We start from the raw sequence: 24381 nt of genomic DNA, 5'->3' as shown, positions 1-24381 counted from the left end.
GCGCTAAAACAGCGAAAACAGCAGCACCACGGGCAGGCTGAGTGGCCAGGTCAGGCCGATGATCAACGCGCTAAGCATACGGATGGGGAGGGTATCGCGGCTGACCAGAAAAGTGATAATCATTGAAACCAACAGGCCAATAAAATAAACGTATTGCGTGACTTCCCACAGCGATAACATGAAAACCATCCCGGTAATTTTTACCGCCCATTCTAGGCGGCTCCCCACAAGTAATCAATGTGTTAATGCGGTGTAAAAGGGTGGAAAGGGCGGCTTGTCGCACGGGTGAAAGAGCGCCTTATCGAAATTAATTATAAATAGCCCTTGCTAATAACTCTGGGTTATGAGTAAATAGCGTCATCGGTTTGAAGTACAGACCTTATGAAAGCAGTTTTAGTAAAGTAGTTCTCAGTATTAGCGATATCCGACAGATACCTCTTCTTCCGCGAATTTCCTTCTAGTGCCCCCATAAGTTTCCACTGAATTGCAGACCTCATTCGCCATTATGGCGGCCTAAAAAAACAATGAAGGAAGTATCTATGTCTAATAAAATGACTGGTTTAGTAAAATGGTTTGACGCTGGTAAAGGTTTTGGTTTCATTTCTCCTGCTGATGGCAGCAAAGACGTGTTCGTACACTTCTCTGCAATCCAGGGTAATGATTACAAGACGCTTGATGAAGGCCAGCAGGTTGAATTCAGCATCGAAAATGGCGCCAAAGGCCCATCAGCGGTTAACGTTACAGCGATGTAATGTGACTCGGTAGCGTAGTTGAAACTTGCAATAGCGATGATGGCTTAAGCCGGAGCAGACAAGCGATAATTACTCTATCTATCAATCCCGGCCTGGTGCCGGGGTTGAATATATCCTCCCTGCCATGAGGGTAGACAGAAAAGCCTATTTCCCCAAAGTTTGCTTTTCTGTTGTGAAAAGGCCGTGCTTAGGCCGTGCAATGCTGGAGTGTTCGATGGACGCTTGCGCCGCATCATGACAGCCGGGAAAGCGACCGGCACTACTTTTAACCCTGGCGTTTACGCCGGGGTTTTTTACATCCATTTTCCCCGCACGAAAAATATTTTCAGATTACTGCATCCAATATTCTCGTTCACTACGTATATGGCTATGTGAGGACATCTTCCCACATCACCCTTCGAGGATATGACCATGAAAAAGCTTCTCTGTACTGCCCTGTGCTCATCACTGTTGTTCAGTAGCGTCTCAATGGCTGCCATGATGTCCGATACGGTAATGGTGGGCGGTGCCGCCATGTACCCCAGCAAAAATATTGTCGAGAATGCCCTCAACTCCAAAGATCACACCACGTTGGTCGCTGCGGTGAAGGCTGCTGGTCTGGTTGATACTTTGCAAGGCGCCGGTCCGTTTACGGTGTTTGCTCCGACCAATGAAGCCTTTGCCAAACTGCCAGCCGGAACGGTCGACACCTTGCTCAAACCTGAGAACAAGGCGGCACTGACCGGAGTGCTGACCTACCATGTGGTTGCTGGCCGCTATGATATGAAACAACTGGAGAAGAAAATCAAGGAAGGGCACGGCACAGCCGAGCTGAAAACGGTGAATGGCCAACCGCTGTGGATTATGAATAACGGCCCACACAATATTCAGCTCAAAGATGGTCAAGGTCATATTGCCAACATCAGCACCTATGATGTTTATCAGAAAAATGGCGTGATCAACGTTATCGATAGCGTTCTGTTGCCAAAATAAATCCCGTCTATACTAGGTGCAGGCTGCCAAAAGGCTGCCCGCACCTTGATAGGACAGGACATGACCAAAGCACTTCCCGAACAGCATGTCGAATTGATGCAGGCCGTTGCGCTTGGCGACCGCAACGCGTTTGAACAACTCTATCGGCAGACCTCGCCCCGATTGTTTGCCGTTGCTCTGCGTTTACTGCGCTGCCAATCCTGGGCTGAAGAGGTGCTGCATGAAAGCTTTATCAGCGTGTGGAATCGTGCTGCCAGCTATGATCCCAACCTCAGTGCACCGCTGACCTGGTTAACGCACATTGTGCGCAACAAGGCTATTGATTGGCTGCGCGGTGCCGGTGGCCGGGCGGGGCAAACGGAAGAGGAGTGGCTGGATGACCTGGGGGCGAGCACGGAAGAACCTGTCAGTCAGTTGCTGTTGGGTGAAGAGGCTGGAAAACTGGCCGAGTGCCTGAACTATCTGAACGTTGAACAACGTCAAAGCATTGTGTTGGCTTACTACCAAGGCATGTCTCATGGCGAGGTTTCGGCACATCTGCAACAACCGCTTGGCACGATCAAAAGCTGGATCCGCCGGGCGTTGGATCATTTGAAAAACTGTGTGGGCCTATGAAAAGCAAAGGTGAGTATGACTCGGCTTTAGCCGCAGAATATGCCTTGGGCACGTTGCGCGGGCCCGCGCGGTTGCACTTTGAACGGCGTATCCAGCGGGAACCGACGCTAGCTGCCTTGGTGGCACGTTGGCAAACACTGCTGGCTCCGTTGGATCTGGCGCTGACCCCAGTATTGCCACCGGAACGCGTGTGGAAAAAGATCCAGCTTAGTTTGCCCATTGAGGCAGCACCGCGCCGTAAACGCTGGGACTATCTTGGTTGGGCGCTGGCAGCCGGTTTGGCCGCGTTGTTGCTGGTCCCGCGCTTTATCACGCAGCCGCCGGATTTTGCTCCGGCAGTGGTGCTCAATGCGGGGCAGCAGGGTAGTGGGCAATGGATTGTCAGCATGGACAGTGGCAAACGCCATCTGAGGCTGACCCCGCTTAACCCGCAAACGCTAGCCGTAGCCAATAGCCTGCAACTGTGGGCCATCCCGCCGGGTGAAAAGCCGCGCTCCTTAGGGCTGGTTGCTGCTGAGAGGCCGACCGAGCTGGCATTGAACTCGATGACGTTGGCGCAAGGCATGACCATTGCCATCAGTCTTGAGCCAGCGGGTGGCTCACCTACAGGGCTTCCTACCGGTCCGGTGCTTTACAGCGGCCAGCTAACTTCGCTCTGATCTGATTGATATTCTTGCCGATAATTTTTCACTGACGGCGACGATAATCGGTGGGGTTTTTTATCGCGAATGCCAACTATCAGCAGAGAACGGGTTGTGGCATGGCTGGCACAACCCCTGCGAATATCCCCAATCTTTCTTCCTTGAGATACTGTTCATTCAAACAGGGGGCAGGAGTATCTCAAATGCAGACAAGTGTACAACGTGCTGGCGGTTGCTCTCTTCATTGGAAATTTGCCAAGGATCAAGAGTTGCGGGGCTTGGTGAAACGCTGCGAGGTATTTCTATCATGAGCCTGGCAGGGGTAATCCAGTTTTCCAAAGGCCATTGGCAGCTACTGATGATCTTAGGTTTCGCAGCCCTGTTGTTTGGCATGAGTCAGCGTATTGATGCGTTGAATGCCGACATAGGCCAGTACCAGAAAGATAATGAGGAGTTGGGCAGTGCATTGGATGGAAGAGATGAAACCATCAATGCGCTGAAAGGTGCCGCGGATACCGATCGTCGAGCTACCGAACAACAGCTCAAGATTGAACAGCAAAAGAGAGTAAAGGCCGATGCTGAGAATAGAACGTTACGCAAAGCGCTGGAGGATAACGACTGCGGTCATCAGCGGTTGCCTGCTGATGCTCTCGATATCCTGCGCGGAACAGCCAAAAGCGGTGCCGCCAGCTCCGCAACTGATCTACGTGTATCCACCAGCGGTATTGCTACAGAAGTGTGAGAAGACACCGTTTACCGGGGAGACTTTCGGGGATGCCGTGATGGCCTTACAGGTGAGTCAGAGTGAGCTTGATATCTGTGCCTCACGTATCGAAGCGTTGATCAAATGGCAGTGCTGCTGAATTTATAGCGGTTGAGCATGTTAGAACTTGGCGGAAGGGTGAGGATGCCGCGCCCTGAGAGCTAAAACGGCCAGCTAACTCTCGTTGCTGGCCGTTTTCTATTAGATCACGCCGTCTGCTTGTGGAACAGTTCCCTGAACACCGGATAGATATCATCCGGCTCGCGGATATGCTGCATGGCAAAGTTTTCAAACGTCGCCTGCAGATGCTCATATTCACGCCACAGCGTCTGGTGAGCACGGCGGGTAATTTCGATATAGCTGTAGTAACGCACCATCGGCAGAATGTTTTTTGACAACAGTTCATGGCACAGTGGTGAATCATCTGCCCAGTTATCCCCGTCCGAAGCCTGAGCGGCATAGATATTCCACTGTGCAGGATCATAACGCTCTTCGACCACTTCGTTCATCAGCTTCAGGGCGCTGGAAACGATGGTGCCGCCGGTTTCCTGTGAGTAGAAGAACTCTTGCTCATCCACTTCTTTCGCCTGGGTATGGTGACGGATATAGACCACCTCAACGTTTTTATAGGTTCGGCTGAGGAACAGATACAGCAGAATATAAAAGCGTTTGGCCATGTCTTTGGTTGCCTGGTCCATCGAGCCAGAGACGTCCATCAGGCAGAACATGACCGCCTGGCTGGAGGGTTCAGGCCGACGTTCGTAGTTCTTGTAGCGCAGGTCGAAGGTGTCGATAAACGGCACGCTGTCGATTTTCTTGCGCAACTCGGCAATTTCCTTACGCATGCGCTCTTCTTCCAGCAGTTGCACCGGTTCGGTGTTTTCCAACTGGGCAAGGCTGTCTTCAAGCTCATGCAAAGCACGCCGCTTACCGGCGGTCATAGCGGTTCGACGCGCCAGTGAGTTTTGCAGCGAACGTACCACGCTGATATTGGCCGGAACACCGTTGGCGGTATAGCCAGCACGGTGGGTTTTGTATTCAGTCAGCTGTTTGTACTGATTTTTCTTCAGGTTAGGCAGCGCCAGATCCTCGAACAACAGGTCGAGATACTCATCTTTGGAGATCTGGAAGACAAATTCATCCTGGCCATCCCCATCCTGGCTGGCATTGCCCTGGCCACCACCACTGCCACCGCCGCCTTGTGGGCGTTCCACGCGGTCATTTTGGACGAAGTGATCGTTACCGGGATGAACGCGATGGCGTTTACCGCCGCGCCCTTGATGGAACATTGGCTCGTTGATATCGCCACCGGGGATCGACACCGATTCCCCGCTGTCCACGTCGGTGACCGAACGCTTGTTGATGGCTTCGGCAATCGACTGTTTGATTTGCGACTTATAGCGACGCAAGAAGCGCTGGCGGTTCACCATGCTCTTGTTTTTGCCATTCAGCCGTCGGTCAATGAAATACGCCATACATCCCCCAAACAACGTTGCCAACTTTCTCTACCTTGGGTCTTTCAGGCTGTAACCGCCAGGCTACAGCCCGAAATCCCCAGGTATAGGCTATCTATGACGTCAGCGGTCGTCGGTTTATGAAGATTTTCTCACCCGCAGATACCATTCGCACAGTAGACGAACCTGCTTGCGGGTGTAGCCTTTCTCCATCATCCGGTCGACGAAGTCATCGTGTTTTTTCTGCTCATCCGTTGAGGTTTTAGCATTAAAGGAAATGACTGGCAGCAACTCTTCGGTGTTCGAGAACATTTTCTTCTCGATGACCGTACGCAGCTTCTCGTAACTGGTCCAGTTCGGGTTCCGGCCGCTGTTATTGGCACGGGCACGCAGGACGAAGTTGACGATTTCGTTGCGGAAATCTTTCGGGTTGCTGATACCCGCTGGCTTCTCGATTTTCTCCAGTTCAGCGTTCAAGGACTCACGGTCAAACAGCTGGCCGGTATCCGGATCACGGTACTCCTGATCCTGGATCCAGAAGTCTGCATAGGTCACGTAGCGGTCAAAAATGTTCTGACCGTATTCCGAGTAGGATTCCAGATAGGCAGTCTGGATCTCTTTGCCGATAAACTCGGCGTATTTCGGGATCAGATAACCTTTCAGGTGCTCCAGGTATTTCTCCGCCAGATCCTGCGGGAACTGCTCACGCTCGATCTGCTGTTCCAGGATATAGAACAGGTGTACCGGGTTAGCCGCGACTTCGGCATGGTCAAAGTTGAACACCCGAGACAGAATTTTGAAGGCGAAACGGGTCGAAAGGCCATTCATACCTTCATCCACCCCGGCATAGTCACGATACTCCTGATACGACTTGGCCTTCGGATCGGTGTCTTTCAGGCTTTCACCATCGTAGACACGCATCTTCGAGTAGATGCTGGAGTTGTCTGGCTCTTTCATACGCGACAGCACGGTAAAGCGAGCCAGCGTTTCCAACGTGCCAGGGGCACAAGGCGCATGGGTCAGTTCGCTGTTATCCAGCAGTTTGTCGTAGATTTTAATCTCTTCCGACACCCGCAGGCAGTATGGCACCTTGACGATGTAAACACGGTCGAGGAAGGCCTCGTTGTTTTTGTTGTTGCGGAAGGTCACCCATTCCGATTCGTTGGAGTGTGCCAGGATAATACCGCTGAACGGCAGGGCAGAGATCCCCTCGGTACCGTTGTAGTTACCCTCCTGGGTGGCCGTTAACAGAGGATGTAGCACCTTGATTGGCGCTTTGAACATCTCCACGAACTCCATGATCCCCTGGTTGGCGCGGCACAGTGCACCGGAGTAGCCGTAGGCATCCGGATCGTTCTGCGCATGGTTTTCCAGCTTGCGGATATCCACTTTACCGACCAACGCAGAAATATCCTGGTTGTTCTCATCGCCCGGTTCGGTTTTGGCGATGGCAATTTGTTCAAGTATTGAAGGACGAACCTTCACCACTTTGAATTTGGTAATGTCACCGCCGAACTCATGCAGGCGTTTAGCGGCCCACGGCGACATAATGGTGCCAAGATAGCGCGTCGGGATGTTGTATTCTTTTTCCAGAATATTGGCATCCTCCTGCGGGTTGAACAGGCACAGCGGATGGTCATTGACCGGGCTGCGCTCGCCGTTGGCGCTCAGGGTGTAAATTGGCACACGCTGCATCAAGGCTTTCAGCCGTTCTGCCAGCGAGGATTTACCGCCACCCACCGGGCCCAACAGATAAAGGATTTGTTTCTTCTCTTCGAGGCCCTGGGCGGCGTGTCTCAGGTAAGAAACTATCTGTTCGATAGCTTCTTCCATGCCGTAGAACTCCTCGAATGCCGGATAGCGTGCGATCACGCGGTTGGAGAACAGGCGAGACATACGCGACTCAAGCGCGGTATCCACCATAACTGGTTCACCGATAGCCATGAGTAGACGTTCTGCCGCATTAGCATAGGCACTGCGATCTTGCCGGCAGATGGTAAGAAACTCCTGCAGTGTGAACTCTTCGTCCTTGGCAGCTTCGTAGCGCTGGCGATAGTGGTCAAATATGTTCATGGCGATGCCCGTCCTTTCGTTATTAGCACAGGTTAAAAAAGGAGCTGGTGTTGGTATTCTGGCTCCCGAAAGCGTGAAGTTATGACTGAATACAGCAACCCGTATGCCAACTTGGTGCGCTTATTCTCGCGAGTTGCGCTGTATTGCCACCGGATCCAGCCTAATTTCACCTTCTGATTTTAAGCTTAGTTGCATACTGGAAAATTTCCTGCAAGAGAAAGGGTCTTTTTTAAGTCATTTCAATGACTCAGTTATGGCGAAGGACGGCAAATGCCTTGTCTGGCGCGGGTTGCGGCAAAAAATGTCATCTTTTTGCCATCAATAATTCATCTTTAGGTTCTAAGTTATTCGATCTTCATCGTTTTCTATTGTAAAGATCCGGCAAGCTCATCCGTTTTCACATAAACTAGGGGCGTTAATTACACCTTGTTATCTATGGAAAAAAGCCAGTGAAGATATCTAAACTCAAAACGCTAGCAATTATCGCTTCCGCAATGGTTTGTGCGCACAGTGCTCAGGCAGGAAGCTGGTCACTCGGTGCTTCAGCGCTGGTTAGCCCCGATCCTTATCGTGGTTATCAGGATCGTGTCTACCCCGTTCCTATCATCAATTACGATGGCGATGATTTTTACTTCCATACGCTGTTGGCCGGCTATAACCTATGGAAAGATCAGCAAAATCAGCTGAGCCTGATCGCCTATTACTCGCCGTTGCACTATAAGCCAGGCGACAGTGACGACGACCGCATGAAGCAGTTGAACAAGCGCCGTAGCACCATGATGGCCGGTGTGGCTTTTACACATAGTGCTGATTGGGGAACGATCCGTACGGCCTTCTCTGGCGATACGTTGGACAACAGTAACGGCCTGGTGGGTGATATTGCCTATCTCTATAAGTTCCAAGTGGACTCCTGGAGCTTTGCTCCTGGCATCGGGGTAAACTGGAACAGTTCAAACCAGAACAAATACTACTATGGCATCAATGGCGATGAATCCCGCCGTAGTACCTTTGATACTTACAAGCCGAGCGATAGCTGGTCGCCATACGTCGAGTTGACTACCAACTATAATATCAACGCCAACTGGAATGCATTCTTCACGGGTCGTTATACGCGCCTGGGCAGCGATGTTAAAGACAGCCCAATGGTTGATAAATCTTATTCCGGCATGCTGTGGACGGGCGTAACTTACACCTTCTAACAGCCAGTTGCACTATTCTGGTGCGATGGGTGCATTTAAAAGGAGCAGCAATGCTCCTTTTGCACATCTGAGGTGCATGTATGGGGGGAGGAAAGAGGGGCAAAATGACTCGCCCCAGTTTTATCAACTATTTTTAATGCTGCGGATTTTCATCGCCAAGCGGGCAGGTTGCTCTCCAGAGGCGATCAGCGGCTTGCTTACGCGCCCGGTTTCGACACAAACCATGGTTTTGTAACCGTCGTTTGGCATGTCGGCCATGCTGCAGGAAAGCTCGACGCCTGGGTTCCAGGCGATCACATCACTCATATAGTGATGATTAACCTCGAGGGTCCGCTGTAAGACCGGGTCTTTGATCAGACTGCAAGGCGTGGCCTGGGTGTAGATGCGATCGGTTTGCCCGGTAAATTCCAGCTCGCCAACCTGACGTGCCTCGATCCCCTTAGCCACCTTATCAATATAATGCTCACCCAAACCGGCAACTTTGACCTTGTCGATGTCGCCGATCTGGAAATAGCTGTGCAGAGCGGCGGTAGCCTGGTAGTCACCGTGTGATTCCAGCTCCAACTCGCACTCTTCACCCAGCTTGAAGCGGGCGATCAGGGTGAAAGCATGTGGCCACAATTTGCGGCTCTGTTCGTTGTCTTGCAGCGTGAAGGTCAGGATCACACCGTTTTCGTCTTCATCGTGCGCGGTGAACTGCCACGGCTGATTACGGGCAAAGCCGTGGGAAGGGCTACCAGCCGGGCCAAACCACGGCCAGCAGATCGGTACGCCGCCGCGGATCGCCACGCCGTTTTTGAATGGCGTATTGTTGCTCAGCCAAAGCACCGGTTTATCACCGCTTGGCTGCCAGGCTAGCAGATGGGCTCCTTGCAGAGTAATGGCCGCACGGACTTTCGGGTGAGAAACCACCACCACCGGCAGTTCGCCCAATTGACGTTGGCTGATAAAAGGGGTGATTTGTTCGCTAACGGGTAGGGTGAAGATTTTTTCGTTCATGTTGTTGCCTTCTTTTCGCCGCAAAAACAAATAAAAAGGGCGACTTAGAGTCGCCCTTGATAATCAGCTTCGCATCATGCCATTACTTGGAGATGTGAGCGATCAGGTCCAGTACTTTGTTTGAGTAGCCAGTTTCGTTATCGTACCAGGAAACCAGTTTCACAAAGGTGTCGCTCAGCGCGATACCGGCTTTGGCATCGAATACAGAAGTCAGTTTTTCGCCGTTGAAATCGGTAGAAACCACTTCGTCTTCGGTGTAGCCCAACACGCCTTTCAGCTCGCCTTCTGAAGCGGCTTTGAGAGCAGCACAGATTTCTTTGTAAGAAGCTGGTTTTGCCAGACGGGCAGTCAGGTCAACCACAGACACGTTCGGGGTAGGAACGCGGAACGCCATACCGGTCAGTTTGCCGTTCAGTTCTGGGATAACTTTACCTACTGCTTTAGCAGCACCGGTAGAAGAAGGGATGATGTTCTGGGATGCGCCGCGGCCGCCGCGCCAGTCTTTGTGAGACGGGCCATCAACGGTTTTCTGAGTTGCGGTAGTGGCATGCACAGTAGTCATCAGAGCTTCAACGATGCCGAACTTGTCGTTGATCACTTTAGCCAGTGGTGCCAAGCAGTTGGTGGTACAAGAAGCGTTGGAAACGATTTCTTGGCCAGCGTAAGACTTGTGGTTCACGCCCATAACGAACATAGGGGTGTCATCTTTGGATGGGCCAGTCAGAACAACTTTCTTAGCACCTGCAGCGATGTGTTTACGTGCAGTTTCGTCAGTCAGGAACAGGCCAGTTGCTTCAGCAACGACGTCAACGTTGACTTCGTTCCATTTCAGGTTAGCCGGATCTCTTTCTGAGGTACAACGGATGGTTTTGCCGTTAACAACCAGGTGGCCGTCTTTAACTTCTACAGTACCGTCGAAACGGCCATGGGTAGAGTCATACTTCAGCATGTAAGCCATGTACTCTGCGTCTAACAGATCGTTGATTGCAACGATTTCGATGTCAGAACGTTCCTGAGCAGCACGGAAAACAATGCGACCGATACGGCCAAAACCGTTGATACCTACTTTGATAGTCATATATTCCACCAGCTATTTGTTAGTGAATAAAAGGTTGGTTGTAAAATTACAAAAACCTTACCGAGCGTCAAGCGGAATCGTGTCAATTCTTGCTGCAAGTCAAACCAGAAGCCCGGTTTTGCACACAAATCGCACATTCCATTTACGTTTAGCCTCCAATACATATGGGGACAAACCGCTAAGTATTAAAGTCAGTACGTGCAAGATATGTGATCAAAGTCACATATGGCGGCAGCGTAACCTTTATGCCGTACAGTTTAGGCTAAAAAGGCCTGCAGCGTTGTTAATTTTTTGTTATTATTACTCATTGTTTTCGTTGATATTATCCACACTGCGGGAATAGCACAAATGGTTAAAGAGACAACCCCTAAGACACCGCTCACGGAACTGAATGAAATCCAACGTTATGTGACGCAAGAGCGCGGCACGGAAGCTCCCTATAGCGGTAAATTACTGCATAACCAGCGTGAGGGCGTTTACCATTGCCTGTGCTGTAACGCGCCACTGTTCTTCTCCGCCAGCAAGTTTGATTCTGGCTGCGGCTGGCCCAGCTTCTATCAGCCAGTCTCGGACGATGCCATTCGTTATCTTGATGATAATTCACATAATATGCATCGAGTTGAGATCCGCTGTGGTAACTGCGACGCGCATTTGGGACACGTGTTTCCCGATGGTCCGCAGCCGACTGGCGAACGTTACTGTGTCAACTCCGCGTCACTGAATTTCACCGATGACGAGAATGGCGAGCAGACGGCAGGTTAAGCTGTAACCAAACCAACAAAATCGATTCAGCTAATTATTCATCCCTGGGTGAGGACATGCTCTGATGGAAGTAAAAGATCTGATTGCGGCCATGACGCCGGAAATCTACCAGCGGCTGGTGCTGGCTGTGGAACTGGGCAAGTGGCCGGATGGTGTGGCATTGACGCCAGAGCAGAAAGAACACAGCCTGCAGGCGGTGATGCTGTGGCAGTCGATGAACAATGCGGACCCACAGCACATGAGCATAGGCACCGACGGGCAAATCGTGATGAAAAGCAAACAGGAGCTGAAGCAGCAGTTTATGGCCGAGCCGTTGGCCAAGCTGAAGCCGCAGTAACCTGTTGCTGATAGGGCGATGTTGTCATCGCCCTGATGGTTTTACTGCTTCTGCGGGCTCAAGCCTAAGCTTTCTGCCAACTGATGGGCCAAGCGGTTGTTATCGTCCGCGCCATACTCCCAGAACATCGCCCCTCCCAATCCTTTGCTCTTGATGTACTCGGCCTTGATGGCTACCGAGCGTGGGCTTTCATAGCTTATCGCGAACAGCGGCTTACCTGTGGCTGACTTCATCATCAGATAGGGCACCTTGGCCTCGTTATCCCAATGCGCGGTGAAGCGCCGTTGTGGGTCTTTCAGCATCTTGTTCACGATATCGTTGTACTTGATGTAGCTGTCTTTATCCAAATCCACGCCCAGCGACTTGAAGACGTCTTTTTCACGTGCGGTGAAATAGGGCTGGGTGACGGGATGCTTGGCCGCTTCTGCCACATCCCAATCAATACCTGGCTCGGTGGCGCGTTTAGGTACCCGGCCATAGAAACCGATCCCCAGATTGAGTTGAGCAGGCTTCAGCCCGGCGGCCAGATAGTTGTTAACCACAAAGTCGGCGCTGTACTTGTCGGCGGCAGCCACGGTTGGCCACTCCTTGGAGTCATAGAGATTGGAGTTGAAATACTGGGTACCGTACGCCATGTCGTAGGTCATCAGATTGATGTAGTCCAGATAGGGCGCGATAGCCTTAACGTCGACCCATTCCTGCGGACTTTTGACGTTGGCCCCCACGGCGATGGTCAGCAGTTTATCTTTACCCAGCGCCTGATGCAGTTCGCTCAGTAGGGAGGTGAAGTTGGCCCGGTCAGTCGGTTGGCTTTCCACCAATCCCCAGGCACCGTTAACAGGGTATTCCCAATCCAGATCGATACCATCAAGCTGATACTTGGCAATCACCTCCTGCACCGAACGGATAAATACCGCCCGGCTTTCCGGTGTCGCTGCCGCGCCGGAGAACCCACGAGCGCCCCAGCCGCCAACGGACAGCAATACCTTCAACGCCGGGTTTTGTTGGCGCAATACGGGTAATCGCTTTAAGTCTGCTTCGACTTTTGGGGAAAGATAGATTTGGTGCAGGTGGGAGGGATCTTTCAGTGCCGGGTTGGTTTCCTCTTTTTCAGCGTTATAAATCAGGCCGAAAGAGTAGTTGAGGTGGGTGATCTGGCTGACGTCCAGCTGGTTGATATCACCGCCAGGCCCGGCGGTTACGTCGCCACCGCCGTTGAAGTAGCCGACAGAAAGATAAGGTGCCGCGTGCGCGATGCCCACGCCAGCCATACCAAGTTGCACCGCGACCAGCAAGGGCAGCAGTTTACGGGTTAAAGCCATATTGTCTCCTTTGGTCAGCAAGGCTGACCTGAACCGCACGTGGCGGTATCAATAAAGCCGGGCTCAGCAGGCCCCGGATGCGTATAACTTATTGATGCCAATGCACCAGCAGCCATAACAGCAAAAGAGACGGGAGGGGACAAGGCAACATCGCAGAAGAATGGTGGGAATGTGAGCAGCGTCGAAAATAAAGCGGTTGGCGGGGGATATGGGGCGCAGAGGTCAAGCAGCCCCAAAAACCGTTAGCGCTGAGTAAATTGTGACAGCGTAACTAATTGTGCGCCAGCCGACTGCATTTCGGCTAAAGCCTGCTCGCTGTCATCGGGACGCAAATTGACACCTCGGCAGCCATCGGTAATGACCTGAGTCTGATAACCCAAGCGCAAGGCATCCAGCACGCTGAACTTGACGCAATAATCGGTGGCCAGCCCCATCACGGCAAGATGAGTGATGCCGCGCTCCTTCAGCCAGCCATCGAGTGCCGTTTGCGCCCGGTGCCCGTTATCAAAGAAAGCACTATAGCTATCGATATCCGGGTTCTCGCCCTTACGGAATATCGCTGCGATATGCTGCTTATCAAGCTGGGGATGAAGCTCTGCGCCAGGGCTGCCTTGAACGCAGTGCACCGGCCACCAAATCTGGGGCAGCCCTTCAAGTTCCCCAAGCATGCCAATCTGTGCGCTGGAGTTAATGGCGAAGCTGCGATGATCCACCGGGTGCCAGTCCTGGCTGGCAATCACCATTTCGTTACGGGCCAGGCTGGCTGCGATAGCCTGATTGGCGATGGCAATGGTGTCATCACCTTCCGCCACGCCTAAAGCGCCGCCGGGGCAAAAGTCGTTTTGCAAATCAATCAGCAACAGGGCTGTTTTCATCAAGATTCCTACTTCGGTTAGCCCGCAGCGCTTAGTTCGCCACGCAGGTCTTGTTGCATCAGGCTGCGGATCTCTTCCGGGGTTAATGACTGGCTCAACAGGTAATGCAACTTGGTCAGTGCGGCTTCCACCGTCATATCAAAACCGCTGATCACCCCAGCATGGGCCAGGGCATTACCGGTCGCATAACCCTCCATATTGACCCGGCCGGAGATACATTGTGTCAGGTTGACCACTACGATGCCACGCTCGGAGGCGTCACGCAATTCATCCACCAGTTCGGCCTTTTGCGGCGCGTTACCGACGCCGTAAGAGCGCAGGATCAATGCTTTGACCGGTTGTAGCAGGAAGTTACGCACCACGGCACCGGAAATCCCCGGATAAATCGTCACCACCCCGATGGGCTGTGGCGTGATGTTATGCACGATCAATTCCCCGTTGCACACCGGAGAGGCGATGCCGGTCTGGCGGCGAATGTGGATACCTGCTTCCAGTAAGGGCGGCAGATTAGGCGAGGCGAAGGCATCAAAGCCGTCGGCATGTGCCTTGGTAGTGCGGTTGCCACGAAACAGCTTGTTGTTGAAGAACAGGCTGACCTCGTTCACCGGGTGATTGGCGGCCAGATAGAGGGCATTCAACAGATTGGTTTGACCGTCGGAGCGCAATTCTGCCAGTGGGATTTGCGATCCGGTGACGATCACCGGCTTATCCAGGTTCTCCAGCATGAAGGACAGGGCTGAAGCGGTAAACGCCATGGTATCGGTGCCGTGCAGAATAACAAAGCCGTCATAGTGAGCGTAGTTCTGTTTGATGTCGTCGGCGATATGCTGCCAGTCTTCGGGGGTCATATCCGAAGAGTCGATCAACGGGGCATATTCATGAATGGTGAAATCCGGCATTTCTGGCCGATGGAACTCGGGCATCAGCGCCAACTGGCGCTGTAGGTGGCCGGAAACCGGGATGTAGCCCTGTTCGGAACGCTGCATACCGATAGTACCGCCGGTATAGGCGACGTAAATGGATTTCTTTTGCATGGCTTCGATCTTGTGGCTGTCAGATAGGCTGAATTATAGGGAGATGGCAGCAGAAAAAAAGCCCGGCGGCTGCCGGGCTAGAGATTTATTTGTTAACGGACCTCTCCGCAAGTCAGGCATATGGCATAACGATGCTGTGGATCGTTCAGGTTATTAAACAGGCCAGGCTGTTCTTTCACCGCCAACGCCACCGATGCCAACGGAGCTGGCAGCATGGACTGGATCGCCGCAGGCAGCATGGCGTGGATAGAAACGCCAAACTGGCTCAGCAGCATATCCGTCATGCTAGGGGTATCGATAAACCAGTTGAGTTGCCACTGTGGCAGCTTGGCTAGCTCTGCCGCTTTCTTCACGGCGTCGTCAAAGTCACCCAGTTGGTCAATCAGGCCATTTTTCTTGGCGTCACTACCGATCCAGACGTGCCCCTGAGCAATGTGATCGACCTGCTCCGGCGTCATTTTCCGGGCGGTGGCCACCAGGTTGATGAAGTTCTGGTAACCGTTTTCGATGTTCAACTGCATCATCTGTGAGAACTCTGGCGGCAGGGCTTTGGTCACGGCCAGATCGGCCAGTGGTGACGTCGCAACGCCGTCGGTATGTACCCCAACGCTGTCCAGCGTGTTCTCATAGGTGTTGATCACGCCAAAGATACCGATGGAACCGGTGAGGGTGCTCGGGTTGGCAATAATGTAATCTGCCGGAGTCGACACCCAGTAACCGCCAGACGCGGCCATTCCGCCCATGGAAACCACCACCGGTTTACCTGCGGCGCGAACCGCAGCCAGCTCGGAGCGGATCACTTCTGAAGCGCTGACGCTACCGCCAGGGCTATTGACGCGCAGGATGACGGCTTTGATTTTCGGATCCAGACGCGCCTGACGCAGCTGTGAGGCCGTGGTATCGCCACCGACCGATCCTGGCGTCTGTGGGCCATCCATGATCGCGCCATTGACAAAGATAACGGCGATCTCACCGCCCTGATCCGGTGCCGGTTGCGGCTGGTAATCGTAGATGCTGACCGCATTGAAGTCATTGCTCTGCTTGTCCCAACCGAAGGTTTTTACCAACTGTGTTTCTATCGCAGTGCGGGAGGCCAGTTCATCCACCAGTTTACTGTTCAGGGCGAACTGTGCGGTATCGCCACCCGCTGCCTTTAAGCCACTGAGAATATCTGCTGCGCCTGGGAACAACTGATCGGGTGTGAGTTGACGGTTAGCCGCCACCGTAGCCAGATAGTTTTGCCACAGCCCGCCGACCCAGCGGCTATCGGCTTCCCGCGCTGCCGGTGACATATCATCACGGATCAGCGGCTCTACGGCAGATTTATAGGTGCCCACGCGGAAAATATTGGTAGTGACCTTCAGCTTTTCCAACAGGGATTTGTAGTAAAGGTTGTTGGTCGCGAAACCATGCAGATCGACGGCACCCTGAGGTGACAGGTAGATCTTGTTGGCATAGCTGGCCAGGTAGTATTGCGTCTGGTTATAGCTGTCGCCGATGGCATAGATTGGTTTACCGCTGTCGCGGAACTCGCGCAGTGCCTTACCGATGTATTGCAGGGAAGGCTGATCTGCCCCGGCAAAATCGTTCAGCTGCAACACCATGCCGGTGATGTTTTTATCATCTTTGGCCTTGCGAATGGTATCCACCAGGTCAAACAGTGAGTTTTCCTGCAGACGGTTGCTGGAGGCGCCCAACAGTTCGCGGCCCCACTGACGAACGCGGTTGTTCACCGAAGGTTGATCGACCACCACGCCGCTGAGATCGACCAGCAGTGCGCCATGTGGCGTTACTACCGAAGAATTGCCTTGGAGTGAGAGATAAATACCGACCCCGACCAGGATCAAGAAAATCAGGAACAAGTTCAGGATAAGTTCCCTGACAAAATTCAGCAGACGCCATGTCCATCTGAAAATACCTGCAATAATTCGCCCCAATGTGCGCATGTGCTCTCCAACAAGAGTCTAGAATGTTCCGCTATCCTAATGAGCGGCCGAAGAAATGTCAGCTTTAAATCACCTGCCATTTATCCCCATGCAGCTTGAATGGCAACGGGTATAGGCAGTATTACAGAGGCTGTAACTCTATGTAGAGCTATGTTAACGTGATTTATACGAAAATTGTTATCAGGAGTTAATGATGGATGCACTGGATCTTTTACTCAATCGCCGTTCTGCGTCACGCCTGACCGCCCCGGCACCCACAGGTGAAGTGCGTCAGAATATCATCAACGCAGGGCTGCGCGCACCGGATCACGGGACGTTACAGCCGTGGCGTTTTATCCTGATCGAGGATCAGGGTCTGCAACGCTTCAGTGAATTACTGCAAGCGGCCGCCAGACACGATGAGCTGGATGAGAGTGCGGTGGAAAAGGCCAAACAGGCACCTTTTCGTGCGCCACTGATTATCACAGTGGTTGCTCATTGCAGTGAAAACCCGAAAGTGCCTCGCTGGGAGCAGGTTGTCTCTGCTGGTTGCGCCGTGCAGGCGATGCAAATGGCCGCCTTGGCGCAAGGCTTTAATGGCATCTGGCGCAGCGGTGCCTGGACAGAGCATCCGTTGGTGCGCGAAGCCTTCGCCTGCCGTGAGCAGGACGAGATCGTCGGTTTCCTCTATCTGGGTACGCCGCAGTTAAAAGGTTCCACTAAAGTGGTCGCTCCAGACAGTACACCTTTCGTCCGCTACTTCTGATCCGCCATGCGGGAACTCGCTCGAGAATGCGCGATAACCCGCAGTTTTGTACTGTTTCTGAGCAGGTCGCACGCATAATGCCAACCTGCTCTTATCAATCCCCTCGGCAAGCGCTACCCTATATCCCATTGTGATATCCTTACATTCGTTTGTTACCCAGAGGGAGTGGACTATGACATCGTCGGCCATTCGTTTGACCCAGTACAGCCACGGCGCTGGCTGCGGCTGTAAAATCTCGCCCAAAGTGCTTGAAACGATACTGCATAGCGAGCAGGAAAAGTTTATCGATCCCCATCTGTTGGTGGGTAATGAAACGCGTGATGATGCCGCTGTGTATGACATCGGTAACGGCGTGGGCATCATCAGCACCACCGATTTCTTTATGCCGATCGTCGACGATCCGTTTGATTTTGGCCGTATTGCGGCAGCCAATGCCATCAGCGACGTGTATGCCATGGGCGGTAAGCCAATCATGGCGATTGCCATTCTCGGCTGGCCGATTGCCAAATTACCCGCAGAGGTTGCCCAACAGGTGATCGACGGTGGCCGCTATGCTTGCCAGCAGGCGGGGATTGCATTGGCGGGTGGCCATTCGATCGATGCTCCAGAGCCGATTTTTGGCTTGGCCGTGACCGGCATCGTCAAAACCGAACTGGTGAAGAAAAACAGTGCGGCGCAGGCAGGCACCAAGCTATTCCTGACCAAACCGCTGGGCATTGGCGTACTGACCACCGCAGAGAAGAAAAGCAAACTGCTGGCCGAACACCAAGGCTTGGCTACTGAGGTCATGTGCCAGTTGAACAAGCCTGGGGCGGACTTTGCCGAAGTGGCAGGCGTAACGGCGATGACCGATGTCACCGGCTTTGGCCTGCTTGGTCACCTTAGCGAGATGTGCCAGGGTTCCGATCTGCAGGCAACCGTATGGTTCGAATGCGTGCCGAAACTGCCGGATGTCGAACGTTATATCAGCGAAGGCTGCGTGCCGGGAGGTACCGGGCGTAACTTTGAAAGCTATGGTCATCTGGTGGGCGCTATGAGCGATCTGCAACGTCAATTGCTGTGCGATCCGCAAACCTCTGGCGGTTTGCTGCTGGCGGTCTTGCCGGAAGCCGAAGCCGAGGTGCAGGCGATAGCAGCCCGACATGGCATCACGCTGAACGCGATTGGTGAATTGCAGGCCGCACAGGCGGGTAAACCACTGATCGAGGTTGTCTAGTGTCAACGGTGCAGACTCGACAGGATACGCAAGACTACCAGCGCCTTTTTCTACAGGATGTGCCGCTGATTGACGTGCGCGCGCCGATAGAGTTTACGCAGGGGGCATTCCCCTGTTCAGTTAACCTGCCGCTGATGAGCGACAGTGAACGTCAGGCGGTGGGCACCTGCTACAAGCAGCATGGTCAACAAGCAGCGATTGCCCTTGGACACAGCCTGGTCAACGGTAAACTGCGAGAGCAGCGCACGCAAGCCTGGATCGAACAGTGTGCGCGGCAGCCAGAAGGTTATATCTACTGTTTCCGCGGTGGTCTACGTTCGCAATTGGTGCAACAGTGGCTGCTTGAGGCTGGCGTTGATTATCCGCGTGTGGTGGGTGGCTATAAGGCGTTGCGCAATTTTCTGCTCGGTGCGCTTGAGGCCGCCGCTGCGTTGCCTATGCTGATCGTTGGCGGTAATACCGGCTGCGGCAAGACGCTGCTGATTAATGAATTGGCGGCCGGTATCGATCTGGAAGGGATCGCCCATCATCGTGGCTCCTCCTTTGGCCGTACGCTGGTGAAACAGCCTACCCAGATAGATTTCGAAAATCATCTGGCCATACGCATGCTGAAAAAACAGCATGCTGGTTGCCGCCATTGGGTGTTAGAAGATGAAAGCCGGATTATCGGTTCTACCAATCTGCCTTTAAGCTTGTTCAATGGCATGCAGCAGGCTGCTCTGGTGGTGATTGACGATCCGTTTGATGTGCGTGTGGCACGCCTGCAAGATGAGTACATCGACCGGATGCGCATTGCCTTTGAGCAAGCTTATGGCGAGCAAGATGGCTGGCGGCAATATGATGAATATCTGCATCATGGCCTGTTTGCCATCCGCCGCCGCCTGGGGCTGGAACTGTTCCAGCAGTTGACGGTGCGTCTGGGATCGGCGCTGCAAGTGCAACGGCTCAGTGGCCAAAGCGAAGCGCATCAGCAATGGCTGGTACCGCTGTTGCAGCACTATTACGACCCGATGTATCGCTATCAACTAGAGAAGAAAACCCAACGTGTGATCTTTCGCGGTAATTACGTGGAAGTCAGAGAGTTCCTGATGACGTATAGCCAGAATAACGGTGAATAATGCGACTGTTTATAGCCGAAAAACCGAGTTTGGCCCGCGCCATTGCTGATGTCCTACCCAAACCCCATCGTCGGGGTGACGGCTTTATTGCCTGTGGCAGCAACGATGTGGTGACCTGGTGCGTTGGGCACCTGTTGGAGCAGGCGCAGCCGGATGCTTACGACAGCCGTTACGCGCGCTGGTCGTTGGCCGACTTGCCAATAATCCCGCAGAAGTGGCTATTGCAGCCGCGTCCTTCGGTCAGCAAACAGTTGAACGCGATCAAAAAGCTGCTGGCAGAGGCCGACGAAGTGATCCACGCGGGTGACCCGGATCGGGAAGGGCAGTTGCTGGTGGATGAGGTGCTGGATTATCTGGCACTGACGCAGGAAAAACGCCAGAACGTGCGACGTTGCCTGATTAACGATCTCAACCCACAGGCGGTGGAGCGTGCGGTACAGCGCCTGCGTGATAACCGTGATTTTATCCCGCTATGCGTTTCTGCGTTGGCGCGTGCGCGTGCCGACTGGCTTTACGGCATCAACATGACCCGGGCTTATACGCTGCTAGGGCGTAACGCGGGCTACGACGGCGTGTTGTCGGTGGGGCGGGTACAGACGCCAGTGTTGGGGCTGGTGGTGCGGCGCGATGAAGAGATCGAAAACTTCGTCGCGAAAGACTTCTTTGAGGTGAAAGCGCACATCGTCACGCCCAAGGAAGAGCGCTTTGTCGCCCTGTGGCAACCGAGTGAGTCTTGTGAACCTTATCAGGATGAGGAGGGGCGTTTACTGCACCGGCCGTTGGCCGAACACGTAGTTAAACGCATCGAAGGCGCACCGGCGCTGGTCACCTCGTATAACGATAAACGGGAATCGGATACTGCTCCACTACCGTTTTCCCTTTCCACGCTGCAGATTGAGGCATCGAAACGCTTTAACCTCAGCGCCCAGCAGGTGTTGGACGTTTGCCAACGGTTGTATGAAACCCACAAGCTGATTACTTATCCGCGTTCTGACTGCCGTTATCTGCCAGAGGAGCACTTTGCCGGGCGTCATGCCGTGTTGAACGCTATCAGCGTCCATCAGCCGGATCTCTATCCACAGCCGATAATCGATAGCGAACGCCGTAACCGCTGCTGGGACGACAAAAAGGTCGATGCTCACCACGCGATTATTCCCACGGCGCGTGCCAGCAAGGCCAGTCTGAGCCAGGATGAACTCAACGTTTATGGTTTGGTGGCCCGACAATATCTGATGCAGTTCTGCCCGGATGCGATGTTCCGCAAGTGCGTCATCGAGCTGGATATCGCTGGCGGCAAGTTTATCGCCAAGGCGCGTTTCCTGGCTGAGGCGGGCTGGCGAACCTTGCTGGGTAGCAAAGAGCGTGATGAGGAAAACGAAGGTGCACCTCTGCCCGTTGTCGCCAAAGACGATGAGTTGTTGTGCGAGCGTGGCGAAGTGGTTGAACGCCAGACTCAACCGCCGAGGCCCTTTACTGATGCCAGCCTGTTGTCGGCCATGACCGGGATTGCGCGTTTCGTGCAGGATAAAGCGCTAAAGAAAATCCTGCGAGCGACCGATGGTTTAGGGACAGAGGCAACGCGCGCAGGCATTATCGAGCTGCTATTCAAGCGGGCGTTTCTCTACAAGAAAGGGCGCTATATTCATTCCAGCGAAACCGGACGGGCATTGATCCATTCATTGCCAGACCTGGCGGCACGCCCTGATATGACGGCGCAGTGGGAGTCAACGTTGACGCAAATCAGCGAAAAATCCTGCCGTTATCAGGATTTTATGCAGCCGTTGGAGGGTACACTGCAGCAGTTGATCTATCAGGCCAAGCAGAGCCGGGCCAGTATAGCGTTTCGTGGCTTATCGCCTGCACCGTCAGCCGGGGCGAAAAAGCGTAAAAAAAGTGCCGGTAAGGCACGGGAGAAAAGTGAATGAGCCGCATACCCTTGTTGATTGGTTGTTTGGCACTGTTTTCCACTGGCGTATTGGCCAATCGCGGCAATGTCGATGTCGTCGTGCCGGTTTCCCCTGAAATATGGGGTACCGCACGTACCACGACAACGCCGCCGCCCTGCAATCGTTGCTGCATTTATCAGAATCAAAACTATTCTGAAGGTGCGCTGCTGAAAGTGGGTGACGAGATGATGCAATGCGCGCGTGACCCTAACGTAACGGGCACCAATCCGTTAATCTGGATCCGCCTCAAGCGGTGATAGCAACAGCCTGACCTCTGTACTCACCTTAACCGTGCCACCAATTGATTTCAATTCCTGACAACGGCACCATTACAGCTCCCTCTCACTAAAGGAGAGTTAGGGCGAGGGGGATAATAATCGGGTATAGCTTTCCAACAGGGGAATATCGGCGGGGGCTAGCGGGTAATCTCTGGCCTGCTCGGGCGTAACCCAAGCAAATGCACTATGGCAATGCCGCTGTAATTCCCCGCTAAAGGAGACAACCTGCCAGGCATGTAGCCGGATAATTCTTTCCTTTTGCGGCCACTGATTGCTGGCCACAAAGCTCCCCACTTTGGCGATAATGCCCAACTCTTCCCTCAGTTCACGTGTGAGCGCCTGGGGCTGGCTCTCAGCCATTTCGACTTTACCGCCGGGAAACTCCCATAGGCCAGCCTGATCGCTGCTGCTATCGCGCTGGGCGAGCAGGATTTTGCCGTCTTGTTCGATAATGGCGGCAACGACATCAATGATTTTCATAGCGAGTATTCAATATTGCCCCGACGTGTATCGGGGCTGGGAGATTACAGTGTGAACTCGGCCCAGACGGGAGCATGGTCTGAGGGTTTCTCCATACCGCGGATCTGATAATCAATGCCGGTGGCGGTACAGCGCGCAGCCAATGAGGTGCTAGCCAACAGCAGATCGATGCGCAGGCCACGGTTTTCATCAAAACCGCGCGAACGATAGTCAAACCATGAGAACTCATCGTTACGCTCAGGGTTGGCATGACGGTAGGTATCTACCAGCCCCCAGTCCAGCAGGCGGCCCATCCACTCACGCTCTTCCGGTAGGAAGGAGCACTTACCCGTGCGCAACCAACGTTTGCGGCTTTCTTCACCAATGCCGATGTCCAGATCGCTTGGGCTGATGTTCATATCGCCCATGATCAATACCTGCGATTCTGCCGGCAGTTGTTGCAGATAATTTTGCAGGTCTTGATAGAAGCGGGTTTTGGCCGGGAATTTGATAGGGTGGTCGCGGCTTTCTCCTTGCGGGAAGTAACCATTAATCACCGTCAATGTGCCTTGTGGCGTTGCCAGGTCGGCCATGATGATACGACGCTGCGCATCTTCTTCATCAGTAGGGAAACCGCGGCGTACGGCAAGAGGTTGATCTTTAGTCAGCAACGCGACGCCGTAATGGCCTTTCTGCCCATGATAGAACACGTGATAGCCGTGTTGGCTGACTTCTTCCAGCGGGAACATATCGTCGTGGACTTTGGTTTCCTGCAGGCCGATCACATCCGGCTGATGCTGTTCAATAATTGCTGCCAGCTGATGCGGACGTGCACGCAGTCCATTGATATTAAAAGAAACAAACTTCATGAGCGCTGCCGTTTTATCCGAATAAATGTGTTCAGATAGTAGCAGAGTTTGGCCGAAAATGTAACGCGGACCAGCGGCGGTTTGCCGCTGGCTGGCGGCCAGGGGTTATTTTGCCCAGCGGTCGTAATTCTGTGGCTGATAGTCATCAAACAGCTGGATTAAGGCTGCTGGAGAATCGCTGATATGCAGGGTCTTGAGATAATCATGCCGCATAAAGCCTTGGTCGGCGACGTGCTGTAAAAACTGGCTTAGCGGGTGGTAAAACTCGTTAATATCCAGTAACCCGACCGGCTTGCTGTGATAGCCGATCTGCCCCCAGGTCCAGATTTCGAACAGCTCTTCCAGCGTACCGATACCGCCAGGCAGAGCAATAAAGCCGTCGGCCAGCTCGGCCATCCGCGCTTTACGGGTGTGCATGTCGGGGACGATTTCCAATTCGGTCAGGCCGCGGTGAGCCGTTTCCGCCTCGACCAGCCGTTGGGGAATGATGCCGATTGCTTCACCACCGGCCTCTAGAACTGCATCGGCAACCACGCCCATTAACCCTTTCTTACCACCGCCATACACCAGACGCCGCCCTTGGGTGGCAAGCAGATGGCCTAGTTGACGTGCGTTTTCGACATAGGCCGGATTATTGCCCTCGCTGGCACCACAAAAGATACAAATGTTGTTACGCATGACTTTCCCTTGCTGCTTTAACGAAGCCAGTGGTATAGCGAATTGTTGGCGGGAGTTCAAGGGGGAATTGGTATTGCAATGGTGGTGGGGAGGATGGCTTTGTACAGGCGAGACTGGTTGTCTGAGTAATAGTGTTTTATACCGCGACGTCCGGTGGGAGTCATTGCAGGTTAGTCGACCGTTGAGCGCAGGGATGCGCGATTTCGAGCCCCCAGGGATGGGTTTACGGTGTGTCGGCGTTCTGTATGAC

General features: G+C 53.4%; 26 protein-coding genes. 14 read left to right on the top strand and 12 right to left on the bottom strand.

The features are described 5' to 3' along the window. Nucleotides 1-3 precede the first annotated feature (3 nt). Entirely contained in the window at nt 4-180 is a 177-nt protein-coding gene (locus ABIE29_RS08120) for a GhoT/OrtT family toxin (protein ID WP_074423378.1), read from the bottom strand. Nucleotides 181-539: 359 nt separating this feature from the next. Between ABIE29_RS08120 and cspE the strand changes: the two genes are divergently transcribed. The 6 genes from cspE (at nt 540) to lysC (ending at nt 3843) form a co-directional block, all read left to right on the top strand. Beyond that, nucleotides 540-752 (top strand): transcription antiterminator/RNA stability regulator CspE, encoded by a 213-nt coding sequence (cspE, locus tag ABIE29_RS08115; RefSeq protein ID WP_024485401.1) that lies wholly within the window; start codon nt 540-542, stop codon nt 750-752. Between the two features lie 411 nt (nt 753-1163). After that, nucleotides 1164-1724, top strand: coding sequence for a fasciclin domain-containing protein (locus ABIE29_RS08110; RefSeq protein WP_021181194.1), 561 nt, complete (start codon nt 1164-1166; stop codon nt 1722-1724). Between the two features lie 60 nt (nt 1725-1784). After that, on the top strand, nt 1785-2339 hold the full coding sequence (locus tag ABIE29_RS08105; RefSeq protein WP_429617833.1) for a sigma-70 family RNA polymerase sigma factor: 555 nt from the start codon (nt 1785-1787) through the stop codon (nt 2337-2339). Continuing rightward, entirely contained in the window at nt 2336-2998 is a 663-nt protein-coding gene (locus ABIE29_RS08100) for an anti-sigma factor (RefSeq protein WP_429617832.1), read from the top strand. Before ABIE29_RS08105 ends, ABIE29_RS08100 begins: the two co-directional genes overlap by 4 nt. A gap of 289 nt (nt 2999-3287) precedes the next feature. Next, nucleotides 3288-3722, top strand: a complete 435-nt coding sequence (locus tag ABIE29_RS08095) for a DUF2570 family protein (RefSeq protein ID WP_429617830.1) — start codon at nt 3288-3290, stop codon at nt 3720-3722. Further along, a complete protein-coding gene (gene lysC, locus ABIE29_RS08090) occupies nt 3625-3843 on the top strand; it encodes an Rz1-like lysis system protein LysC (protein WP_429617828.1) in 219 nt (72 codons plus the stop codon). Before ABIE29_RS08095 ends, lysC begins: the two co-directional genes overlap by 98 nt. Before the next feature lie 106 nt (nt 3844-3949). Here lysC and ABIE29_RS08085 read toward each other — a convergent pair whose 3' ends face one another. Continuing rightward, entirely contained in the window at nt 3950-5218 is a 1269-nt protein-coding gene (locus ABIE29_RS08085) for a YeaH/YhbH family protein (protein ID WP_429617826.1), read from the bottom strand. Between the two features lie 117 nt (nt 5219-5335). Next, the gene (yeaG, locus tag ABIE29_RS08080) at nt 5336-7270 is read right to left on the bottom strand and encodes a protein kinase YeaG (protein WP_411752425.1); all 1935 of its coding nucleotides are present in this window, start codon (nt 7268-7270) and stop codon (nt 5336-5338) included. Between the two features lie 494 nt (nt 7271-7764). Between yeaG and ABIE29_RS08075 the strand changes: the two genes are divergently transcribed. Continuing rightward, nucleotides 7765-8469: a MipA/OmpV family protein gene (locus ABIE29_RS08075; RefSeq protein ID WP_429618072.1), complete on the top strand. Its 705-nt coding sequence runs from the start codon at nt 7765-7767 to the stop codon at nt 8467-8469. A gap of 123 nt (nt 8470-8592) precedes the next feature. On the opposite strand, the gene ABIE29_RS08070 is transcribed toward ABIE29_RS08075, so the two are convergent. Together ABIE29_RS08070 and gapA are read right to left on the bottom strand one after the other, a co-directional pair. After that, on the bottom strand, nt 8593-9468 hold the full coding sequence (locus ABIE29_RS08070) for a D-hexose-6-phosphate mutarotase (protein WP_429617824.1): 876 nt from the start codon (nt 9466-9468) through the stop codon (nt 8593-8595). Nucleotides 9469-9550: 82 nt separating this feature from the next. After that, the gene (gene gapA, locus ABIE29_RS08065; protein WP_429617822.1) at nt 9551-10546 is read right to left on the bottom strand and encodes a glyceraldehyde-3-phosphate dehydrogenase; all 996 of its coding nucleotides are present in this window, start codon (nt 10544-10546) and stop codon (nt 9551-9553) included. 348 nt (nt 10547-10894) lie between these two features. Here gapA and msrB point away from each other — a divergent pair, with 348 nt between their 5' ends. Further along, the gene (gene msrB, locus ABIE29_RS08060; RefSeq protein ID WP_429617820.1) at nt 10895-11308 is read left to right on the top strand and encodes a peptide-methionine (R)-S-oxide reductase MsrB; all 414 of its coding nucleotides are present in this window, start codon (nt 10895-10897) and stop codon (nt 11306-11308) included. Nucleotides 11309-11372: 64 nt separating this feature from the next. Next, nucleotides 11373-11645 carry a YeaC family protein gene (locus ABIE29_RS08055; RefSeq protein ID WP_021181206.1) on the top strand — a complete coding sequence of 91 codons (273 nt, stop codon included), beginning with the start codon at nt 11373-11375 and terminating at the stop codon, nt 11643-11645. A gap of 41 nt (nt 11646-11686) precedes the next feature. Here ABIE29_RS08055 and ABIE29_RS08050 read toward each other — a convergent pair whose 3' ends face one another. The 4 genes from ABIE29_RS08050 to sppA form a co-directional block, all read right to left on the bottom strand. Further along, nucleotides 11687-12967, bottom strand: a complete 1281-nt coding sequence (locus ABIE29_RS08050) for a glycoside hydrolase family 18 protein (RefSeq protein WP_429617818.1) — start codon at nt 12965-12967, stop codon at nt 11687-11689. Between the two features lie 242 nt (nt 12968-13209). Continuing rightward, complete coding sequence (pncA, locus tag ABIE29_RS08045; RefSeq protein ID WP_429617816.1) at nt 13210-13842, bottom strand: bifunctional nicotinamidase/pyrazinamidase; 633 nt, start codon at nt 13840-13842, stop codon at nt 13210-13212. 17 nt (nt 13843-13859) lie between these two features. After that, a complete protein-coding gene (gene ansA / locus ABIE29_RS08040) occupies nt 13860-14876 on the bottom strand; it encodes an asparaginase (protein ID WP_429617815.1) in 1017 nt (338 codons plus the stop codon). 92 nt (nt 14877-14968) lie between these two features. Then, on the bottom strand, nt 14969-16822 hold the full coding sequence (gene sppA, locus ABIE29_RS08035) for a signal peptide peptidase SppA (protein ID WP_429617814.1): 1854 nt from the start codon (nt 16820-16822) through the stop codon (nt 14969-14971). 193 nt (nt 16823-17015) lie between these two features. On the opposite strand from sppA, the gene ABIE29_RS08030 reads away from it, so the two are divergent. The 5 genes from ABIE29_RS08030 (at nt 17016) to ABIE29_RS08010 (ending at nt 22104) form a co-directional block, all read left to right on the top strand. Then, nucleotides 17016-17567: an NAD(P)H nitroreductase gene (locus ABIE29_RS08030; RefSeq protein WP_429618070.1), complete on the top strand. Its 552-nt coding sequence runs from the start codon at nt 17016-17018 to the stop codon at nt 17565-17567. Between the two features lie 172 nt (nt 17568-17739). After that, the gene (gene selD, locus ABIE29_RS08025; RefSeq protein ID WP_429617813.1) at nt 17740-18783 is read left to right on the top strand and encodes a selenide, water dikinase SelD; all 1044 of its coding nucleotides are present in this window, start codon (nt 17740-17742) and stop codon (nt 18781-18783) included. After that, entirely contained in the window at nt 18783-19901 is a 1119-nt protein-coding gene (gene mnmH, locus ABIE29_RS08020; RefSeq protein ID WP_429617812.1) for a tRNA 2-selenouridine(34) synthase MnmH, read from the top strand. Before selD ends, mnmH begins: the two co-directional genes overlap by 1 nt. After that, complete coding sequence (locus ABIE29_RS08015) at nt 19901-21826, top strand: DNA topoisomerase III (protein ID WP_429617811.1); 1926 nt, start codon at nt 19901-19903, stop codon at nt 21824-21826. Before mnmH ends, ABIE29_RS08015 begins: the two co-directional genes overlap by 1 nt. Continuing rightward, nucleotides 21823-22104 carry a DUF1496 domain-containing protein gene (locus ABIE29_RS08010; protein WP_024528782.1) on the top strand — a complete coding sequence of 94 codons (282 nt, stop codon included), beginning with the start codon at nt 21823-21825 and terminating at the stop codon, nt 22102-22104. The genes ABIE29_RS08015 and ABIE29_RS08010 overlap by 4 nt, the downstream gene beginning before the upstream one ends. Before the next feature lie 99 nt (nt 22105-22203). Here ABIE29_RS08010 and ABIE29_RS08005 read toward each other — a convergent pair whose 3' ends face one another. From ABIE29_RS08005 to ABIE29_RS07995, 3 genes are all read right to left on the bottom strand, one after another. Continuing rightward, nucleotides 22204-22605: a pyrimidine (deoxy)nucleoside triphosphate diphosphatase gene (locus ABIE29_RS08005; RefSeq protein WP_429617809.1), complete on the bottom strand. Its 402-nt coding sequence runs from the start codon at nt 22603-22605 to the stop codon at nt 22204-22206. Nucleotides 22606-22649: 44 nt separating this feature from the next. Next, entirely contained in the window at nt 22650-23453 is an 804-nt protein-coding gene (gene xthA, locus ABIE29_RS08000) for an exodeoxyribonuclease III (protein ID WP_429617808.1), read from the bottom strand. 105 nt (nt 23454-23558) lie between these two features. Further along, nucleotides 23559-24131, bottom strand: coding sequence for a TIGR00730 family Rossman fold protein (locus ABIE29_RS07995; protein ID WP_429617807.1), 573 nt, complete (start codon nt 24129-24131; stop codon nt 23559-23561). Between the last annotated feature and the right edge of the window lie 250 nt (nt 24132-24381).

Source organism: Serratia sp. 2723 (assembly GCF_050434425.1).
Lineage (GTDB): Bacteria > Pseudomonadota > Gammaproteobacteria > Enterobacterales > Enterobacteriaceae > Chania.
The sequence above is the reverse complement of the archived record's forward strand: the minus strand, read 5'-3'. Positions and strand labels throughout refer to the sequence as shown.

Bases quoted from the DNA above. Each gene is read 5' to 3' on its own strand.
- ABIE29_RS08120 (WP_074423378.1), bottom strand. From the start codon at position 180: ATGTTATCGCTGTGGGAAGTCACGCAATACGTTTATTTTATTGGCCTG.
- cspE (WP_024485401.1), top strand. From the start codon at position 540: ATGTCTAATAAAATGACTGGTTTAGTAAAATGGTTTGACGCTGGTAAA.
- ABIE29_RS08110 (WP_021181194.1), top strand. From the start codon at position 1,164: ATGAAAAAGCTTCTCTGTACTGCCCTGTGCTCATCACTGTTGTTCAGT.
- ABIE29_RS08105 (WP_429617833.1), top strand. From the start codon at position 1,785: ATGACCAAAGCACTTCCCGAACAGCATGTCGAATTGATGCAGGCCGTT.
- ABIE29_RS08100 (WP_429617832.1), top strand. From the start codon at position 2,336: ATGAAAAGCAAAGGTGAGTATGACTCGGCTTTAGCCGCAGAATATGCC.
- ABIE29_RS08095 (WP_429617830.1), top strand. From the start codon at position 3,288: ATGAGCCTGGCAGGGGTAATCCAGTTTTCCAAAGGCCATTGGCAGCTA.
- lysC (WP_429617828.1), top strand. From the start codon at position 3,625: ATGCTCTCGATATCCTGCGCGGAACAGCCAAAAGCGGTGCCGCCAGCT.
- ABIE29_RS08085 (WP_429617826.1), bottom strand. From the start codon at position 5,218: ATGGCGTATTTCATTGACCGACGGCTGAATGGCAAAAACAAGAGCATG.
- yeaG (WP_411752425.1), bottom strand. From the start codon at position 7,270: ATGAACATATTTGACCACTATCGCCAGCGCTACGAAGCTGCCAAGGAC.
- ABIE29_RS08075 (WP_429618072.1), top strand. From the start codon at position 7,765: ATGGTTTGTGCGCACAGTGCTCAGGCAGGAAGCTGGTCACTCGGTGCT.
- ABIE29_RS08070 (WP_429617824.1), bottom strand. From the start codon at position 9,468: ATGAACGAAAAAATCTTCACCCTACCCGTTAGCGAACAAATCACCCCT.
- gapA (WP_429617822.1), bottom strand. From the start codon at position 10,546: ATGACTATCAAAGTAGGTATCAACGGTTTTGGCCGTATCGGTCGCATT.
- msrB (WP_429617820.1), top strand. From the start codon at position 10,895: ATGGTTAAAGAGACAACCCCTAAGACACCGCTCACGGAACTGAATGAA.
- ABIE29_RS08055 (WP_021181206.1), top strand. From the start codon at position 11,373: ATGGAAGTAAAAGATCTGATTGCGGCCATGACGCCGGAAATCTACCAG.
- ABIE29_RS08050 (WP_429617818.1), bottom strand. From the start codon at position 12,967: ATGGCTTTAACCCGTAAACTGCTGCCCTTGCTGGTCGCGGTGCAACTT.
- pncA (WP_429617816.1), bottom strand. From the start codon at position 13,842: ATGAAAACAGCCCTGTTGCTGATTGATTTGCAAAACGACTTTTGCCCC.
- ansA (WP_429617815.1), bottom strand. From the start codon at position 14,876: ATGCAAAAGAAATCCATTTACGTCGCCTATACCGGCGGTACTATCGGT.
- sppA (WP_429617814.1), bottom strand. From the start codon at position 16,822: ATGCGCACATTGGGGCGAATTATTGCAGGTATTTTCAGATGGACATGG.
- ABIE29_RS08030 (WP_429618070.1), top strand. From the start codon at position 17,016: ATGGATGCACTGGATCTTTTACTCAATCGCCGTTCTGCGTCACGCCTG.
- selD (WP_429617813.1), top strand. From the start codon at position 17,740: ATGACATCGTCGGCCATTCGTTTGACCCAGTACAGCCACGGCGCTGGC.
- ABIE29_RS08015 (WP_429617811.1), top strand. From the start codon at position 19,901: ATGCGACTGTTTATAGCCGAAAAACCGAGTTTGGCCCGCGCCATTGCT.
- ABIE29_RS08010 (WP_024528782.1), top strand. From the start codon at position 21,823: ATGAGCCGCATACCCTTGTTGATTGGTTGTTTGGCACTGTTTTCCACT.
- ABIE29_RS08005 (WP_429617809.1), bottom strand. From the start codon at position 22,605: ATGAAAATCATTGATGTCGTTGCCGCCATTATCGAACAAGACGGCAAA.
- xthA (WP_429617808.1), bottom strand. From the start codon at position 23,453: ATGAAGTTTGTTTCTTTTAATATCAATGGACTGCGTGCACGTCCGCAT.
- ABIE29_RS07995 (WP_429617807.1), bottom strand. From the start codon at position 24,131: ATGCGTAACAACATTTGTATCTTTTGTGGTGCCAGCGAGGGCAATAAT.